The following is a 13,536-nucleotide window of genomic DNA, read 5'->3' on the forward strand; positions in this document are numbered from 1 at the left end:
CATTCTGTAAACCCAAAAGTATGTTTTGCAAAAAACGCGCGGATATGGTAAAATAAACAAAAGCAGCTGCGGAATGCAGCCGGAGAGAAAGGAACGTGAGAACGATGCGGTTTGTGACCCACAGCGTCGACGAGACCGAGGCGCTGGGCGAAAGGCTGGCCAAAACGCTGCACGGCGGCGAGATCATCGCCTTTACGGGCGATCTCGGCGCGGGAAAAACGGCGTTCACCCGCGGACTTGCGCGCGGACTCGGGATCCCGATGCGTGTGACCAGCCCGACCTATACCATCGTCAACGAATATACGGGCGGCCGTCTGCCGCTGTTCCATTTTGACATGTACCGGCTCGGCTCGAGCGACGAGCTGTTTGACATCGGCTGGGAGGACTATCTGCAGCGCGGCGGCGTGTGCGCGGTGGAGTGGAGCGAAAACGTCGCGGACGCCATGCAGGGCGCGATCTCGGTGCGCATCGGCCGCGATTCGGACGAGCAGCGCACGATCATCATCGAAGGAGGCGGGCTGGATGCGGATCCTGGCATTTGAGACCTCGGCAAAGGCGGCATCCGTCGCTCTGCTGGAGGGCGACATGCTGCTTGGCGAGCTCTATCTGAACTGCGGCCTGACGCACAGCCGGACGCTGCTGGAATCGGCGCAGCGTCTTCTGGAGATCACGGAGCTGACGGCAAAGGACATCGACGCCGTCGCCTGCGCGGCGGGGCCGGGCAGCTTTACCGGCGTGCGCATCGGCGTGGCGGCCGCCAAGGGCTTTGCATGGGGGCGGGATATCCCGTGCTGCGGCGTTTCGACGCTGGAGGCCATGGCATGGCAGGCATCGGAATTTTCCGGCATCGTGTGCTGCGCCATGGACGCGCGGCGCTCCCAGGTGTATCACGCGCGCTTCCTCGCAGAGAACGGCACACTGACACGCCTGTGCCCCGACTGCGCCGTTTCACTCGACGAGGTGCGGCTCGCACTGGAAAATTGCGAAAAACCGAAAATAATGGTTGGCGATGGCGCACAGTTGTGCTATAATACGTTCGGTACGGAAATCTCCGGCTGCATGCTTGCGCCGGAGCATAGGAGAATGCAGCGCGCTTCAGGTGTGGCGCTCGCTGCGCGGCGGCTCCTCAGTGAAGGGGCGGATTGCAGCGGCGCGGCGCTCGCGCCGAATTATCTGCGTCTGTCTCAGGCAGAGCGGGAACGTGCGGAGCGCCTGCGCACATCGAAGGAGAGTGTCAATGGGTAAAGTACAGGTTTTGGATCATCCGCTGCTGCAGCACAAGCTCTCGATCCTCCGTGACAAGAACACGGGCGTGAAGGAATTCCGCGAGATCGTCGGCGAGATCGCAGCGCTGATGTGTTATGAAGCGACCAGAAATCTTCCGACGGAAGAAGTCGAGATCGAGACGCCGGTCGCCATGGCAAAGACGAAGGTCCTTTCCGGCAAAAAGCTGGCGATCGTTCCCATCCTGCGCGCAGGTCTGGGCATGGTCGACTCCATGATCGAGCTGATCCCCTCTGCGAAGGTCGGTCATATCGGTCTGTTCCGTGATCCGGAGACCCATGAGCCGGTCAAGTATTACTGCAAGATGCCGCCCGATATCTCGGAGCGTCAGGTCTTCGTGGTCGATCCGATGCTGGCCACCGGCGGCAGCGCCGTTGCTGCGCTGGACATCCTGAAGAAGGAATACGGCTGCAGGTATCTCACCCTGATGGATATTATCGCTGCGCCCGAGGGCGTGAAGGCCGTGACGGAGGCGCATCCCGATGTCGACCTCTATGTCGCTGCTGTCGATGACCATCTGAACGAGCATGCTTATATCGTGCCCGGCCTCGGCGATGCGGGCGACCGTATCTTCGGCACGAAGTAAAACAGAATAAAACGGCAGCCGCTGCGCAGTGCAGCGGCTGTTTTTTCGTAAAAAAACGATGCTCTCTCTAAAGGGATTGCAGCAGCTTGCGAATTCGCCGGGGCTGCCCGATTATCCAACAGGGTACTGCGAGATTGCCACGTCGGCCTGCGGCCTCCTCGCAATGACAATTCGGGAGCGTTTGCCATTTTGACGGCGGTTTGTACGGACTGCAAGTGCGTCGCCGGGCCCGGCTGTCCGCTCCCCTACAACGGCAGATGCGGTCGGCGGAGTGCCACCAAACCTGCAGCCTGCAAGGCGCTCAGGGAACGCCGCTACAGACGCAAGCTGCCTAAATGCTCCAGAGCAGGATACCGAGGACGGCGGACAGGCCGATCATGGCAATGGGGGAGGGCACTTTGCCGCGCAGCCTTTTCCACAGGAAATGGACGGCGGCAAGGACCGCCAGCACAAGAAGCGAGCGGATATCCGGCGCAGGGACATCGCCGAGGTGCGTAAAGCCGAGCAGGCGCGTCAGGCCCATGGTCACGGCCGTGGCAAAAATGAGCGCCACGACGCACGGCCGCACGCCGGAGAGAAAGGCCTCAACGCCGTGGTATTTCATGAGGTTCCGCAGCACGGCGGCAATAAGCAGCAGGAGCAGAAACGACGGCAGCACGACGCCGAGCGTCGCGACCAGCGCGCCCCAGAAGCCCCCCTGCGACGAACCGACGAATGTGGCCATATTCACGGCCAGCGGGCCGGGCGTCGACTCCGAGACGGCGATAAAGCTCAGAAACTCCGATTCCGTCAGCCAGCCGTTGGACAGAACGGTCTCCCGCACAAGGGAGATCATGCCGTAGCCGCCGCCGAAGGACAGCGCGCCGATCATAAGAAAATTCCAGAACAGCCGGATCACGGCTTCCCACCGCCTCTCCGCAGCTGCCGCACGCCGTAGACGCAGAGCCCGGCCGTGCCGCTGAGCAGAATGAAATAGATGGAGGAGAACGAGACGGCAAGCATGGAGCAGGCCAGCATGGCCAGCAGAACGATGGCGAGGATCACGTTATCCAGCGGACGGTGCGGCAGCTTCCGGACCATTTTCCATCCGGCGGATGCGATGAGATAGACAACGCAGACCTGAATGCCGCGGAAGGCATAGCCGACGGTGGTCAGTGCAAGAAAGCGGTCAAAGAATTGGGAAATCGCAAAAATGATCAGGAACGACGGCAGGCACACGGCCAGTGTGGCAAGCGCCGCGCCGGACACCCCGGCAACATGGAAGCCGACATACGTCGCTGCATTCACGGCGACGGGGCCGGGCGTCGATTCCGCAATGGCTGCCATATCGAGAAATTCGTCGTGCCCGATCCAGCCCTTTTTCTCGATGAGCTCGTGCTCCAGCAGCGCGATCATGGCATAGCCACCACCGAACGTGAACGCGCCGATTTTCAGAAACGTCAGAAACAGGGAAAGCCGCCTGCTTTTCATGTGAACCACCTCCGGCATCAGTATAGGGCATTGCAGCAGAAAAAGCAAGAGGCCGCCCGATTGGACGGCCTCAGTGATTTTTCGGTTATGCTTCCGTGAGCTTGAGATAGCGGGACATGAGCGTGGCGACCTGGGCGCGTGTGGCGGAGCCCTGCGGGTCCAGATAGGCCGTGCCGTGCTCCAGCGTGCCGTTGACGATGCCGTTGGCTACGCACCAGCTCAGGGCGTCCGTGGCATAGGCGCTGACGCTGCCGGCATCCGGGAAGAGCTTGAGATCGGCGCGCGCGGTGACGTCCATACCGACCTTCCCGGCATAGCGGTACAGGACGGCGGCCAGCTGCTCGCGGGTGATCTTGGCGTCCGGGTCAAACTTGTTGTTGCCAACACCGTTGACGATGCCGTTCTGCGCAGCCCATGCGACGGCCTGCGTGTACCACTGATCGGCGGGAACGTCCGTGAAGCCGTTCGTGCCCTCGTTCGGAGAACCGGCGCTGCGCCACAGCACCGTGACGAGCATGGCGCGGGTCATGGTGGAGTCCGGCTCGAACGTCACGGGGCCGGTGCCGTTCATCAGGCCGCGGTCGACGATGTCGTCCACGCCGTCGGCATACCACTGCGTGCCGTCGAGGTCGAGAAAACGGCGGGAGAGAATGTGCGTCGCCTCATGACCGCAGACGGTGCAGTTGATCTGCTGCCAGCCGTCGCGGCTGGCAGTGGGGGCCTGCTCGGAGAGGACGTCGCCGGTGTGCGGCGTGACGGTCACGGCGCAGGATGCAAGACCGGTGCGGCCGTCCGGGAAGGTGAGGGAAGCGTTTACAATGGTAGAGCCTTCACGCAGTGCGGTGATGATGCCGTCCTGCGCAACGCTGACGATCTGCGGATCGTTTGAGCTCCAGACAGCCTTCGTCTGGCCGTCATCCGGCGAGACCGTAAAGGAAAGCTTTGCAGAGGAGCCCTCGTGCAGAGTCTGCTCCTTCTGGGCCATGGAGGCGGTGTAGCCGCGGACGATCAGGCGGAAGCCGCCCATGTAGCCGCCAAGCAGGACATAGAACGTCGTGCTGCCCGGCTGCTCGGCGCGGATGGTGATGTCGTTGCCGAAATCCAGAGCGCTGAAGACGGATTCGTTGCTGATGCTCAGCTCGTAGTTGCGGCGGGCCGTCGTGTTGGCGGGGCTGAAGGCCACGCGCGTCGTGATCTCCTGACCGGGATCGAGGTACATGACGTCCTTGACGCTCTCCATGTACACGCCCTGCAGCGGGATGGGATTGTTGACGACCTGGATCTGCGTTTTGGTCTCCGTGCCGCTCACGGGGCGGGCCTCGCCGTTGACGGCGACGAGGACCGTGCTCACAACGGTGTAAGTACCGGCAGAGAGCGTGGACGTGAGCGCGCTGTCCAGCGAGAGCTCAAGCAGCTGCGGCTCTGCGGAGGTATAGCCATCGGCATAGCCGCCGACGTAATTGGCTTCCGTGATGCTGGTGCCGCGGTAGACTTCAATGGAATAACCGTAGGTCCCGGAGTAGGTGCCGCGGTAGAGGCTGTAATAGAGATAACCCTCATAGCCCCTGGCGATGGACAGGCTGCGCATGCTGGCGTGCGGCACGCACATGGGCTCGATCTCGGCGCGGACGGCCGGGATCTCAACGGCCGGGGTATTCAGAAGAACGGACGGATGCTCCGAGGCGGGCTGCAGTGTCGGCTGCTTTTCCGCTTCCTGCGCGAAGGCAGGAACGGCCAGCGCGGCCAGCAGGCACAGGGTGAGCAGCAGGCTGAGACAACGTTTTTTCATGGTGATCTTCCTTTCTTTCCTGTGATGCTGAAAATGCGGGAAGCGATGATCTTCCACATTTTTATGGTATTTTAGCACAAAATATGTATCCTGTCAATGTTTGCATATAGAAATAAAGCCTAAATTTGGGGAAGGAACATTTTCGCTCCGCCGCGCATAGATATCTGGGAGAAAGGCAGGTGCTGTTGATGCAGGCAACATTTTTTCTGGGTTCGTGCACACCGCGGGGTTTTTCCACCTTTGCCTCGGAGCTGGCGGAGGAGTGCGGCGCGGTGGATTACATCAAGGGCGGCTCCGGCTGCGGCAAGTCGACCTTTCTCCGGCGCATTGCCGATGAGGCCGCCGCACGGGGGCTGGAGGTATGGCGGTTTCTGTGCTCGTCCGATCCGCAGTCCCTTGATGCCGTCGTGCTGCCGTCGCTCGGGCGCGGCTGGGTCGATGCCACGGCGCCCCATGTGCTCGAGCCGACGCTGTGCGCCGGGCGGGAGGGCTATGTGGACTTCGGCGCGTTTTATGACCGTGCGGGCATCGCACGCGTCGAGCCGGAGCTGCGCCGCCGGAAGCGGGAGAACGCCGCGCAGTATCCGCTCGTGACGGCGTGCCTCGCCGCTGCGGACCGCATGCTGGCTCCGGCGCGGGCCATGTGGGAGGAGCCGCGCTGCCGCCGTGATCTCGAGGAGCTGGCGGGCTGCCTGGCGCTGACGGCCCTTCGGCCGTCCGGGCGGCAGGGGAAGGTCCGGCGGCGGTTCCTCAGTGCCGTAACGCCGGAGGGGCTGTCGTTCTGCACGGAGACGGCTGCGGCTGTGTGCGGGCGGGTCTATGTGCTGGAGGACAGCTACGGCCTTGCCCCGGCTCTGCTGCAGCGCGTGCTGGAACAGGCCCTGCAGCTCGGGCAGACGTGCCTTGTCTGCTACACGCCGCTGCAGCCGGACGGCGCGCCCGCGCACCTGCTTGTGCCGGGGGCAGGGGCGGCCTTTGTGGCGAGCAGTCCGGACTTCCCCTATGCGGGCGAGCGCTGCTGCACGCTGGAGCTGGACGGCACGCTGCCGCCCGCGGCGCGCGACACGCTGCACTTTGCGCGGGACACGGCGGGAACGCTCCTGCGGAAGGCAGCGGAGCATGTGCGCGAGGCAAAGCGCATCCATGATGAGCTGGAGGCCCTGTGCCGCCCCTATGTGGACTTCGCAGCGGCAGATGCGCTGACGGAGCGGACGCTGCACGAGCTGTTTCCGGCGTAAAAAAACGAAAAAATCCGTGATTTCCTGTTGTTTTTTCGGAGAGACAGTGCTAAGATAGTGTCCGGAAAAATTTCAGGAGGCGAACATGATGCAGCTATTGGTGATCGTTCTGAACAAGCTGGAATGTCTGGATAAGCTTCTCACGGCGCTGGAGAAGGAACATATCCCCGGCGCGACCATTCTGGACAGCCGCGGCATGGCGCAGCAGCTCGAGGGGCACGACGAGCTTCGGTTCCTCGGCTCCCTGCGGATGCTGATGAACCCGGCGCACAAGGAAAACAAGATGATCTTTATGGTGCTGGACGGTGAGAAGGTGCGCACGGTCAGCCGCGTCGTCAATGAGGTAACAGGAGGACTGGATCAGCCGGACAGCGGCATCCTCTTCACGGTGCCGATCTCGTATGTGGAAGGACTGGGCAAATACCAATGAATCTCAATACCCTGCTGGACCTGGCCATCATGATCTTTGCGGGCATGTTCTGCGGGCGCATGGCAAAGCATGTGCATCTGCCGAACGTGACAGGCTATCTTGTGGCGGGTCTTCTCATCGGGCCGAGCGTCTTCGGTCTGCTGTCGGAGGATTTTCTCACGACGATCAATATCATTTCCGATGTGGCGCTGGGCTTCATTGCTTTCTCCATCGGCAATGAGTTCAAAATGTCCTATTTCAAGCGTGTCGGTGTTGCGCCGATCGTCATCGCGTGCCTCGAATCGCTGTTTGCGGTCGTATTTGTGGTGCTCGGCCTGCTGATCGCGGGACAGCCGCTGCCGTTCTCGCTTGTGCTGGGCGCGATCGCGGCAGCCACGGCTCCGGCTGCGACCATCATGGTCATCAAGCAGTACCGCGCGAAGGGCCCCGTGACGGAGACGCTGCTGTCCGTCGTCGCCATCGACGATGCGACAGCCCTTATCCTGTTCTCGCTCGCCGTCGCCGTGGCGCAGGGCCTGACGGACGCGGGCGCGTCGTTCGGCGCGTCCCTGCTGTCGCCGCTGCGCGAGATCGGTGGCGCAATCGTGGTGGGGGCAGCGCTCGGCTTTATTTTCCTGCTGCCGCTGCGCTTCTTCAAGAAAGCTGGCAACCGCCTGTCACTTATCGTGGCGTTCGTGTTTGCGGGCATCGGCATCGCTACCCTGTTTGATTTGTCATCCCTGCTGCTGTGCATGGCCATGGGCGCGGTCGTGGCGAACTTCTCTCCGGATGTCACGCAGATCATGGACATCTGCGACGGTGTGACGCCGCCGATCTTTCTGCTGTTCTTCGTCGCGTCCGGCGCGGACCTCAAGCTGTCTGTGCTGCCGACAGTCGGCCTCATCGGCGTGATCTACATCGTGCTGCGAGTGGCCGGCAAGGCCTTCGGCGCTTCGCTTGGCGGCATCGTGTGCAAGTGTGACAAGAACGTGAAAAAGTACCTTGGCCCGTGCCTGCTGCCGCAGGCTGGTGTGGCCATCGGTCTGTCGCTGGCAGCCGGTAAGATCGTGCCGCATTTTGCACCGCAGATCCGCGCGGTTATCCTCTGCGGTACGCTCATCTATGAGCTTATCGGCCCGGCCGTGACGAAGCTCTCGCTCAAAAAGGCCGGAGAGATCACGACAAACTAAAGCAATATGGTACAGCAAAAGCCCGGGGCGGAAGCCCCGGGCTCAGCTTGTCAAAAAAGTCCCTTCGGGCCTTTTTCGCCAAGCTGCTTTCAGAATTGCAAAATCAAATTATGCAGCATGATTTTGCAATTTTGCCGCTGCGGCGGGTTATTGAACGCGAAAGGACACCCTGACGGTTTCCTTTCACACGATCCTTCCCTCCGAAACTTTCGGCTGGGCAGGTTTTTCGACAGTCTTAGCCCGGGGCGGAAGCCCCGGGCTTCTGCTTTCACCTTTCGCCTAAGAGCCATTCGGCGTTTCGTTAAAAGCCTCGCAGAGTTCGCCGCCCGCAGGCGGCGAAGAAAGTGAGATCATTTTCTCCGGCGGCGTGTACGTCGGAGAAAATACCGCTCAGTCCGCCAGTGTGCGGATCGTCTGCCAACGGCGGATGATCCGTGCGCGCAGCGGACTGTGATCCAATCGTCGGGAAAGCCCGAAGGGGTTCCCCGATGGGCAAAAAGCCCGGGGCGAAAGCCTCGGGCTTTTGCTGTATTTTCAGGTCTTCTGCAGCTCGGCCGTGCGGGCGAGCAGAGCCTGCAGGCGCTCGGGAAAGTCCAGCTCGCTCAGCTGCAGGAGCTGGCGGACGGCGTTTGGGATCGTGGCGGCGTTTGCGCTGCCGTGTGCCTTCAGGAAGGGCTTTGGCAGGCCGAGCAGCATGGACGCGCCGTTTGAGGCAAAGTCCAGCTCGGCGGCAATGGTGTCGCCCGCGGCGCGGACGGCGGGATCGGTGCTGGCGCGCAGCCGGTCGGCCGTGAACAGGCCCGTGCCCTCAACGGTCTTCAGCAGCACATTGCCGGAGAAGCCTTCGGCTACAATGACGTCGTACTCGCCGGACAGGGCGTCGCGCGCCTCCATCATGCCGGTGAAGCGGATCGGCAGGCGCTCGAGCAGGTCATAGACCTCGCGGATAAAGTGGCTGCCCTTGCTCTCCTCCACGCCGACGGACAGAAGACCGACGCGCGGCTCCTCCACGCCGCAGCTCTGCATGAGAGCCGTGGCCATCAGGGCAAATTGCTCCATGCGCTCGGGCTTGCAGTCCACGTTTGCGCCGCAGTCGGCAAGGCACAGCCTGCGGCCGGGGACGGACGGCAGGAATGTGGCAAGTGCGGGCGTGCGCACGCCGCGGACGCGCCCGGCATAGGCCACGCCGCCTGCGAGGGCGGCGCCGGTGCTCCCGGCGGTGAGCATGCCGGCAAGCTCCGGGTCGCGCTTCAGGCGCTGCATGCCCTTGACGAGCGTGGAGTCGCGCTTGTGCATGACGGCGTCGATGGGATCGTCGTGATTTGTGATAATCTCGGATGCGGGCATGAATTCCAGCGCATCCCAATTGCAGGGATATTTTTCCAGCTCCGCACGGAGCATAGCCTCCTCGCCGGGCAGGACGAGCATGACGTCCGGGACCTCCAGCGTGCAGCGGGCGCAGCCCTCGAGCAGCTGCTCGGGATGGTCGCTGCCGAATACGTCAATCAGGATCTTCTTCATGATTCTCCAGTCCAAACTTTTCGGAAAGATTTTTTTTGCGGGCGCGGACGCGCACCGTGTGCATGGTGATCCAGGCATTCTGCAGACCGTCGAGCCCCAGCGCGATGCCGATGGCGACGGACGGCGTGAGGAAGCTGGAATACAGCGCCGAAAGGGCGAACAGGCCGCCGAAGCCGAGCAGCAGGGAGGAGCAGAGAATGGCGATCCAGCTCTCCATGCCGAAGCGGCGGGCATCCATCGCGATCTGCAGCTTCAGCAGGGCATCCAGAATAACATAGACGCTCAGCAGCACCGGAAGTGTCGGCAGAACGCGCTGCGGCAGGAAGGCCAGAAGCCCTGCCAGCAGGGCGCACAGGATGCCAATGGCAAAGTCAAACTGAAAGGCGAGGCGGTAGAGATCATTGGAGTAGTAGCCGATCATTTTGGCGGCGCCGGTCAGCAGAAATAAAACGGCAAGCACTGTCCGCTGCAGGAATGTGACCTCCGTGCTGGGCAGGAAGATCAGCATCAGGCCCGCCAGAAAGATCAGAAACGAGGCGGCCGTATTGGTGATTTTGGCCAGCTTGACCAGATTGTCGTTTTGCTTCATGGCTGTTTGTTCCTTTCCGCACCGCCGCGCCACTGCGCGCGGGCGAGAATTTCATAGACACGGGGATCGACCATCGGCCGCTGCACCCCGGCAAGCGTCTGCTCCGAGAGCGTTCCCGTTTCGGCATATTCCCGGCCTGCCGCCTCGAAGGCCTGCAGACGGCGGGCCCGCGGCCCGTTCAGCTTTTCTACCGGGAGCAGCTCGCCCTGCGGGAAAAACAGGGGCGTATAATTCCGGCCGCTGCACAGCCGGTCGAGCTGGGCCAGCAGCGCTTCATACATGGGCGCGGCCTCCGTATAGCCGCATGAAGAGATGACAACGAGCTTCTTGCGCCGCAGCGCCGGGTCCCGCAGCGTCTGGAACGAACAGTGCCCGCCCTCCGGCGTCTGGCCGTGGTATGGCTCCATCAGGCTGATCGTCCGATCCAGCAGGGCTTTGAGCTGAGCGGGAAGACCAAAATAATACAGGGGGAAGCTCGCAATCAGCACGTCTGCCCGGCGGAACTGCCCGACAAAAGCAGAGAAATCGTCCGCGATCGTGCAGGGGGCGCCGCTGCGCCAGCAGGCCATGCAGCCCCGGCAGGGCTCGATGCGGTTTTCTGTCAGAGAAAACGTCTCAAACGGCCAGCCTGTACCCTGCAGAAAGGCGCGGGAAAGTCGCAGCGTATTGCTGGCAGCGCCGCGCGGGCTGCCATTGAGCAGCAGAGCCTGCATGTTGATCTCCTCCTGTGTTTTGCGAGGCTCAAAAAAACACTCCTATAGCATAGCGGGTCAGCCTCTGCAAGTCATCATTCATTCCCGGGGCGATGTGCAAAATTCATACACTCCGGCATATTTGTATGGCATTCAGGTGCGCGGATGAGCGGCGCTGAATTCCAGCGCATGGCGCACCGTGCCCTCGAACAGCTGGGCGACGCGGCGAAGCTCTGCCTCGAGCGCGACGTCGGAGCGGCCTGTCAGCCATTCCTCCAGCAGGCCGTAGAGGGCGTGGCAGCAGATGTCGCAGATGAGCTTGCGGTCCTGCTGGCTGTAGTCCAGATCGCGGACGTTTTGCTCGATATAGCGGTCCGACAGCTCAGAGATGACCTTGCTGAGGTAGACGCGCATGGCATCCTGACATTTCGACTGGAAAATATGACGGCCGATCTGCGGCGAATCGATGAGGAAGCTGAGCATATCGAGCAGCATGGTCTCCCATGAGGCCCCGCCTGCGGGGACGGACAGCGCCCGCTCGATCTCGGACTCCAGCACGTCGCTCAGCAGATCGTAGACGTCTTCGTAATGATAATAAAAGGTATTGCGCGTCAGCCCGCAGTCCTCGACGATGTCGCGGACGGTGATCTTATCCAGCGGCTTGACGGCCAGAAGCGCCCGGAACGACTCGGTGATGGCGCGTTTTGTGATCTGCTGTTTCATCGGGACTCTCCTTTCCGTGCCGCGCGGCTTCGGGCTGCGACGGCAAGTTTCTGCATTCGACAGCATTCAGTGTAGCACATGAATTAAAATTTTTCAACTTCGGCAGGAAAAAACAACATTTTCCGTTAAGAATTCACCGGCTGCGCGGTATGGGTGAAAGGAGGTATACGGCAATATGGAACACGACGTTCTCATTGCGCTGCTGTCGCTGGCCGGAACGCTGACAGGCACCCTCGGCGGGATCCTGACCTCGGCCCGGCTGACAAATTATCGGATCGAGCAGCTCGAGAAAAAAGTGGACCGTCACAACGGCTTCGGAGAGCGCATCCCGGTCCTGGAGGATCGGGTCACGGCGATCTCGCACAGAATGGACTGCCTGGAAGGAGGGAAGACATGAAGGATCGGTTATCCGCTTTGCTGACGGTCAAGTCGCTCGTCACGGTGACGCTGACGGGGGTCTTTGCCGCGCTTGCGCTGCAGCGGTGTGTCTCGGCGCAGGAATTTCTGACCGTGTTTACGGTCGTCATCAGCTTTTATTTCGGAACACAGCATGAAAGGAGCAATGCAGCATGAAAATTTGTCTCGATGCCGGCCATGGGACCGGCCAGAATCAAAGCCCCGCACGGTGCGGCTACTTTGAGGGCGACCGGATGTTTACGCTGCAGCGCCTGCTGCAGCAGGAGCTGGAGGCCTACGGCGTGACCGTGGTCTGCACGCGCGCCGCGCGGCAGGACGACCCACCGCTCTATACCCGCGCGCTGGCGGCGAAGGACTGCGATCTGTTCCTCAGCCTGCACAGCAACGCAGCGGGAAACGGGGTCTGCGAAAGCGTGGATTATCCCGTCGTCTTTTATCCGGTCAGCGGGAAGGGAATCGGCCTGGCTGCCGAGCTGGCGGAGTGCATCCATAAGACGATGGGAACGCTGCAGCCCGCGCAGACGCGCGTCCGCTGGAACAGCGCGCACAACGCCGATTATTACGGGGTCATCCGCTTCACGGCGGCCTTCGGCGTGACAGGGATGATCCTAGAGCACAGCTTCCACACGAACACGCGCATGACGACTTGGCTGCTGGACGACGAAAATCTCAAACGGCTGGCAGCTGCGGAGGCAGCTGTTCTTGCGGAGCACTACGGCCTGAAAAAGACCGCAGACGAGCCGCAGCGGGCGGAGACGGTGTGCTATCATCTGCTCTCCGACGTGCCGCAGGGCGATTACCGCACCGTGCTGGACAAGCTGATCGCGGCGGACATCCTGCGCGGCCGCAGCGGAACGGGAGAGGAGCGGGTGCTGGATCTGACGGAGGACAGCGTCCGGCTTCTTGTTCTGCTGGACCGCGCAGGTGCGTTCGGGAGTTGACAGCGGGCCAAAGCCGCTGTAAAATCAGAAGCAGAAAACAGACAGAAAGCGGAGGAAACTGCATGGATCGGATCATGGAACAGCTGCTGGCCTATCGCCCGTGGAACGAGCAGGAGGAGGCGGACTGCGCGGAGCTGCTGCGGCGGCTCGGGCAGGGGGAGGACCTGTGGACGCGGGAGAACCGCTCGGCCCACCTGACGGCCTCCGGCTGGATCGTCAGCCCGGAGCGCAGCCGCGTGCTCATGGCCTATCACAATCTCTATGACTCCTGGTCCTGGCTCGGCGGCCATGCCGATGGCGACCATGATCTTCTGGCTGTCGCTCTGCGGGAGGCACAGGAGGAGAGCGGACTTTCCACCGTGCGCGCCGTCAGCCCGGAGCTATTCTCCGTGGAGATCCTGACTGTGGACGGGCACGAAAAGCGCGGGCACTATGTGCCGTCTCACCTGCACCTGAACGTGACATATCTGCTGGAGGCGGACCCGGCGCTGCCCATCCGCTGCAAGCCGGATGAGAACAGCCGCGTGGGCTGGTTCGGCCTGGATGAGGCCGTGGCGGCCTCGTCGGAGCCGTGGTTCCGCGAGCGCATCTATTCCAAGCTCAATGCCAAGCTCTGCGCGGGCTGGCCCAAATAAATACGGAAAACAATGCGGCAGAGGCGAAAAGGCCCCTGCCGGTTTTTTATGC

At 62.0% G+C, this 13,536-nt stretch carries 17 protein-coding genes; 10 read left to right on the forward strand and 7 right to left on the reverse strand.

Going from position 1 to position 13,536, the window contains the following annotated elements:
• The first annotated feature begins 104 nt into the window (after positions 1-104).
• Genes tsaE through upp form a run of 3 tightly spaced genes read left to right on the forward strand, consistent with a single transcriptional unit; the run spans position 105 to position 1,870 of the window.
• Complete coding sequence (gene tsaE, locus ACMKFF_RS03505; protein WP_419496066.1) at positions 105-542, forward strand: tRNA (adenosine(37)-N6)-threonylcarbamoyltransferase complex ATPase subunit type 1 TsaE; 438 nt, start codon at positions 105-107, stop codon at positions 540-542.
• Positions 523-1,245, forward strand: a complete 723-nt coding sequence (gene tsaB / locus ACMKFF_RS03510; protein ID WP_367928023.1) for a tRNA (adenosine(37)-N6)-threonylcarbamoyltransferase complex dimerization subunit type 1 TsaB — start codon at positions 523-525, stop codon at positions 1,243-1,245. Before tsaE ends, tsaB begins: the two co-directional genes overlap by 20 nt.
• Complete coding sequence (gene upp, locus ACMKFF_RS03515) at positions 1,238-1,870, forward strand: uracil phosphoribosyltransferase (RefSeq protein ID WP_349134855.1); 633 nt, start codon at positions 1,238-1,240, stop codon at positions 1,868-1,870. Before tsaB ends, upp begins: the two co-directional genes overlap by 8 nt.
• A gap of 331 nt (positions 1,871-2,201) precedes the next feature.
• Here upp and ACMKFF_RS03520 read toward each other — a convergent pair whose 3' ends face one another.
• From ACMKFF_RS03520 to ACMKFF_RS03530, 3 genes are all read right to left on the reverse strand, one after another.
• Positions 2,202-2,741, reverse strand: coding sequence for a chromate transporter (locus ACMKFF_RS03520; RefSeq protein WP_419496067.1), 540 nt, complete (start codon positions 2,739-2,741; stop codon positions 2,202-2,204).
• 23 nt (positions 2,742-2,764) lie between these two features.
• Positions 2,765-3,340: a chromate transporter gene (locus tag ACMKFF_RS03525; RefSeq protein ID WP_349134853.1), complete on the reverse strand. Its 576-nt coding sequence runs from the start codon at positions 3,338-3,340 to the stop codon at positions 2,765-2,767.
• An 85-nt stretch (positions 3,341-3,425) separates the two neighbouring features.
• Positions 3,426-5,129 carry an S-layer homology domain-containing protein gene (locus ACMKFF_RS03530; protein WP_419496053.1) on the reverse strand — a complete coding sequence of 568 codons (1,704 nt, stop codon included), beginning with the start codon at positions 5,127-5,129 and terminating at the stop codon, positions 3,426-3,428.
• Positions 5,130-5,317: 188 nt separating this feature from the next.
• Here ACMKFF_RS03530 and ACMKFF_RS03535 point away from each other — a divergent pair, with 188 nt between their 5' ends.
• The 3 genes from ACMKFF_RS03535 to ACMKFF_RS03545 all read left to right on the forward strand — a co-directional run bounded on the left by ACMKFF_RS03535 (position 5,318) and on the right by ACMKFF_RS03545 (position 7,966).
• Complete coding sequence (locus ACMKFF_RS03535; protein WP_419496054.1) at positions 5,318-6,367, forward strand: hypothetical protein; 1,050 nt, start codon at positions 5,318-5,320, stop codon at positions 6,365-6,367.
• An 85-nt stretch (positions 6,368-6,452) separates the two neighbouring features.
• Positions 6,453-6,797 carry a P-II family nitrogen regulator gene (locus ACMKFF_RS03540; RefSeq protein ID WP_417325057.1) on the forward strand — a complete coding sequence of 115 codons (345 nt, stop codon included), beginning with the start codon at positions 6,453-6,455 and terminating at the stop codon, positions 6,795-6,797.
• Complete coding sequence (locus ACMKFF_RS03545; RefSeq protein WP_419496055.1) at positions 6,794-7,966, forward strand: cation:proton antiporter; 1,173 nt, start codon at positions 6,794-6,796, stop codon at positions 7,964-7,966. The genes ACMKFF_RS03540 and ACMKFF_RS03545 overlap by 4 nt, the downstream gene beginning before the upstream one ends.
• A gap of 534 nt (positions 7,967-8,500) precedes the next feature.
• Here the strand turns inward: ACMKFF_RS03545 and ACMKFF_RS03550 are convergent.
• From ACMKFF_RS03550 to ACMKFF_RS03565, 4 genes are all read right to left on the reverse strand, one after another.
• A complete protein-coding gene (locus ACMKFF_RS03550; protein ID WP_419496056.1) occupies positions 8,501-9,487 on the reverse strand; it encodes a phosphate acyltransferase in 987 nt (328 codons plus the stop codon).
• On the reverse strand, positions 9,468-10,076 hold the full coding sequence (locus tag ACMKFF_RS03555) for a DUF308 domain-containing protein (protein ID WP_419496057.1): 609 nt from the start codon (positions 10,074-10,076) through the stop codon (positions 9,468-9,470). The genes ACMKFF_RS03550 and ACMKFF_RS03555 overlap by 20 nt, the downstream gene beginning before the upstream one ends.
• The gene (locus ACMKFF_RS03560; RefSeq protein ID WP_419496058.1) at positions 10,073-10,789 is read right to left on the reverse strand and encodes a flavodoxin family protein; all 717 of its coding nucleotides are present in this window, start codon (positions 10,787-10,789) and stop codon (positions 10,073-10,075) included. The genes ACMKFF_RS03555 and ACMKFF_RS03560 overlap by 4 nt, the downstream gene beginning before the upstream one ends.
• Before the next feature lie 132 nt (positions 10,790-10,921).
• Positions 10,922-11,491: a TetR/AcrR family transcriptional regulator gene (locus ACMKFF_RS03565; RefSeq protein WP_418464660.1), complete on the reverse strand. Its 570-nt coding sequence runs from the start codon at positions 11,489-11,491 to the stop codon at positions 10,922-10,924.
• Between the two features lie 175 nt (positions 11,492-11,666).
• On the opposite strand from ACMKFF_RS03565, the gene ACMKFF_RS03570 reads away from it, so the two are divergent.
• The 4 genes from ACMKFF_RS03570 to ACMKFF_RS03585 all read left to right on the forward strand — a co-directional run bounded on the left by ACMKFF_RS03570 (position 11,667) and on the right by ACMKFF_RS03585 (position 13,484).
• Positions 11,667-11,888 (forward strand): hypothetical protein, encoded by a 222-nt coding sequence (locus ACMKFF_RS03570; protein WP_417324021.1) that lies wholly within the window; start codon positions 11,667-11,669, stop codon positions 11,886-11,888.
• Positions 11,885-12,064: a hypothetical protein gene (locus tag ACMKFF_RS03575; RefSeq protein ID WP_349136330.1), complete on the forward strand. Its 180-nt coding sequence runs from the start codon at positions 11,885-11,887 to the stop codon at positions 12,062-12,064. The genes ACMKFF_RS03570 and ACMKFF_RS03575 overlap by 4 nt, the downstream gene beginning before the upstream one ends.
• On the forward strand, positions 12,061-12,849 hold the full coding sequence (locus tag ACMKFF_RS03580) for an N-acetylmuramoyl-L-alanine amidase family protein (RefSeq protein ID WP_367926541.1): 789 nt from the start codon (positions 12,061-12,063) through the stop codon (positions 12,847-12,849). Before ACMKFF_RS03575 ends, ACMKFF_RS03580 begins: the two co-directional genes overlap by 4 nt.
• A 62-nt stretch (positions 12,850-12,911) precedes the next feature.
• Positions 12,912-13,484, forward strand: coding sequence for an NUDIX hydrolase (locus ACMKFF_RS03585; protein ID WP_419496059.1), 573 nt, complete (start codon positions 12,912-12,914; stop codon positions 13,482-13,484).
• The last annotated feature ends 52 nt before the right edge of the window (positions 13,485-13,536 follow it).

This window comes from Faecousia sp. (genome assembly GCF_048519415.1).
Classification (GTDB): domain Bacteria; phylum Bacillota; class Clostridia; order Oscillospirales; family Oscillospiraceae; genus JAZOXB01.

Excerpts from the sequence above, each read along its gene's own strand:
- tsaE (WP_419496066.1), top strand. The coding sequence starts at position 105 with ATGCGGTTTGTGACCCACAGCGTCGACGAGACCGAGGCGCTGGGCGAA.
- tsaB (WP_367928023.1), top strand. The coding sequence starts at position 523 with ATGCGGATCCTGGCATTTGAGACCTCGGCAAAGGCGGCATCCGTCGCT.
- upp (WP_349134855.1), top strand. The coding sequence starts at position 1,238 with ATGGGTAAAGTACAGGTTTTGGATCATCCGCTGCTGCAGCACAAGCTC.
- ACMKFF_RS03520 (WP_419496067.1), bottom strand. The coding sequence starts at position 2,741 with ATGATCGGCGCGCTGTCCTTCGGCGGCGGCTACGGCATGATCTCCCTT.
- ACMKFF_RS03525 (WP_349134853.1), bottom strand. The coding sequence starts at position 3,340 with ATGAAAAGCAGGCGGCTTTCCCTGTTTCTGACGTTTCTGAAAATCGGC.
- ACMKFF_RS03530 (WP_419496053.1), bottom strand. The coding sequence starts at position 5,129 with ATGAAAAAACGTTGTCTCAGCCTGCTGCTCACCCTGTGCCTGCTGGCC.
- ACMKFF_RS03535 (WP_419496054.1), top strand. The coding sequence starts at position 5,318 with ATGCAGGCAACATTTTTTCTGGGTTCGTGCACACCGCGGGGTTTTTCC.
- ACMKFF_RS03540 (WP_417325057.1), top strand. The coding sequence starts at position 6,453 with ATGATGCAGCTATTGGTGATCGTTCTGAACAAGCTGGAATGTCTGGAT.
- ACMKFF_RS03545 (WP_419496055.1), top strand. The coding sequence starts at position 6,794 with ATGAATCTCAATACCCTGCTGGACCTGGCCATCATGATCTTTGCGGGC.
- ACMKFF_RS03550 (WP_419496056.1), bottom strand. The coding sequence starts at position 9,487 with ATGAAGAAGATCCTGATTGACGTATTCGGCAGCGACCATCCCGAGCAG.
- ACMKFF_RS03555 (WP_419496057.1), bottom strand. The coding sequence starts at position 10,076 with ATGAAGCAAAACGACAATCTGGTCAAGCTGGCCAAAATCACCAATACG.
- ACMKFF_RS03560 (WP_419496058.1), bottom strand. The coding sequence starts at position 10,789 with ATGCAGGCTCTGCTGCTCAATGGCAGCCCGCGCGGCGCTGCCAGCAAT.
- ACMKFF_RS03565 (WP_418464660.1), bottom strand. The coding sequence starts at position 11,491 with ATGAAACAGCAGATCACAAAACGCGCCATCACCGAGTCGTTCCGGGCG.
- ACMKFF_RS03570 (WP_417324021.1), top strand. The coding sequence starts at position 11,667 with ATGGAACACGACGTTCTCATTGCGCTGCTGTCGCTGGCCGGAACGCTG.
- ACMKFF_RS03575 (WP_349136330.1), top strand. The coding sequence starts at position 11,885 with ATGAAGGATCGGTTATCCGCTTTGCTGACGGTCAAGTCGCTCGTCACG.
- ACMKFF_RS03580 (WP_367926541.1), top strand. The coding sequence starts at position 12,061 with ATGAAAATTTGTCTCGATGCCGGCCATGGGACCGGCCAGAATCAAAGC.
- ACMKFF_RS03585 (WP_419496059.1), top strand. The coding sequence starts at position 12,912 with ATGGATCGGATCATGGAACAGCTGCTGGCCTATCGCCCGTGGAACGAG.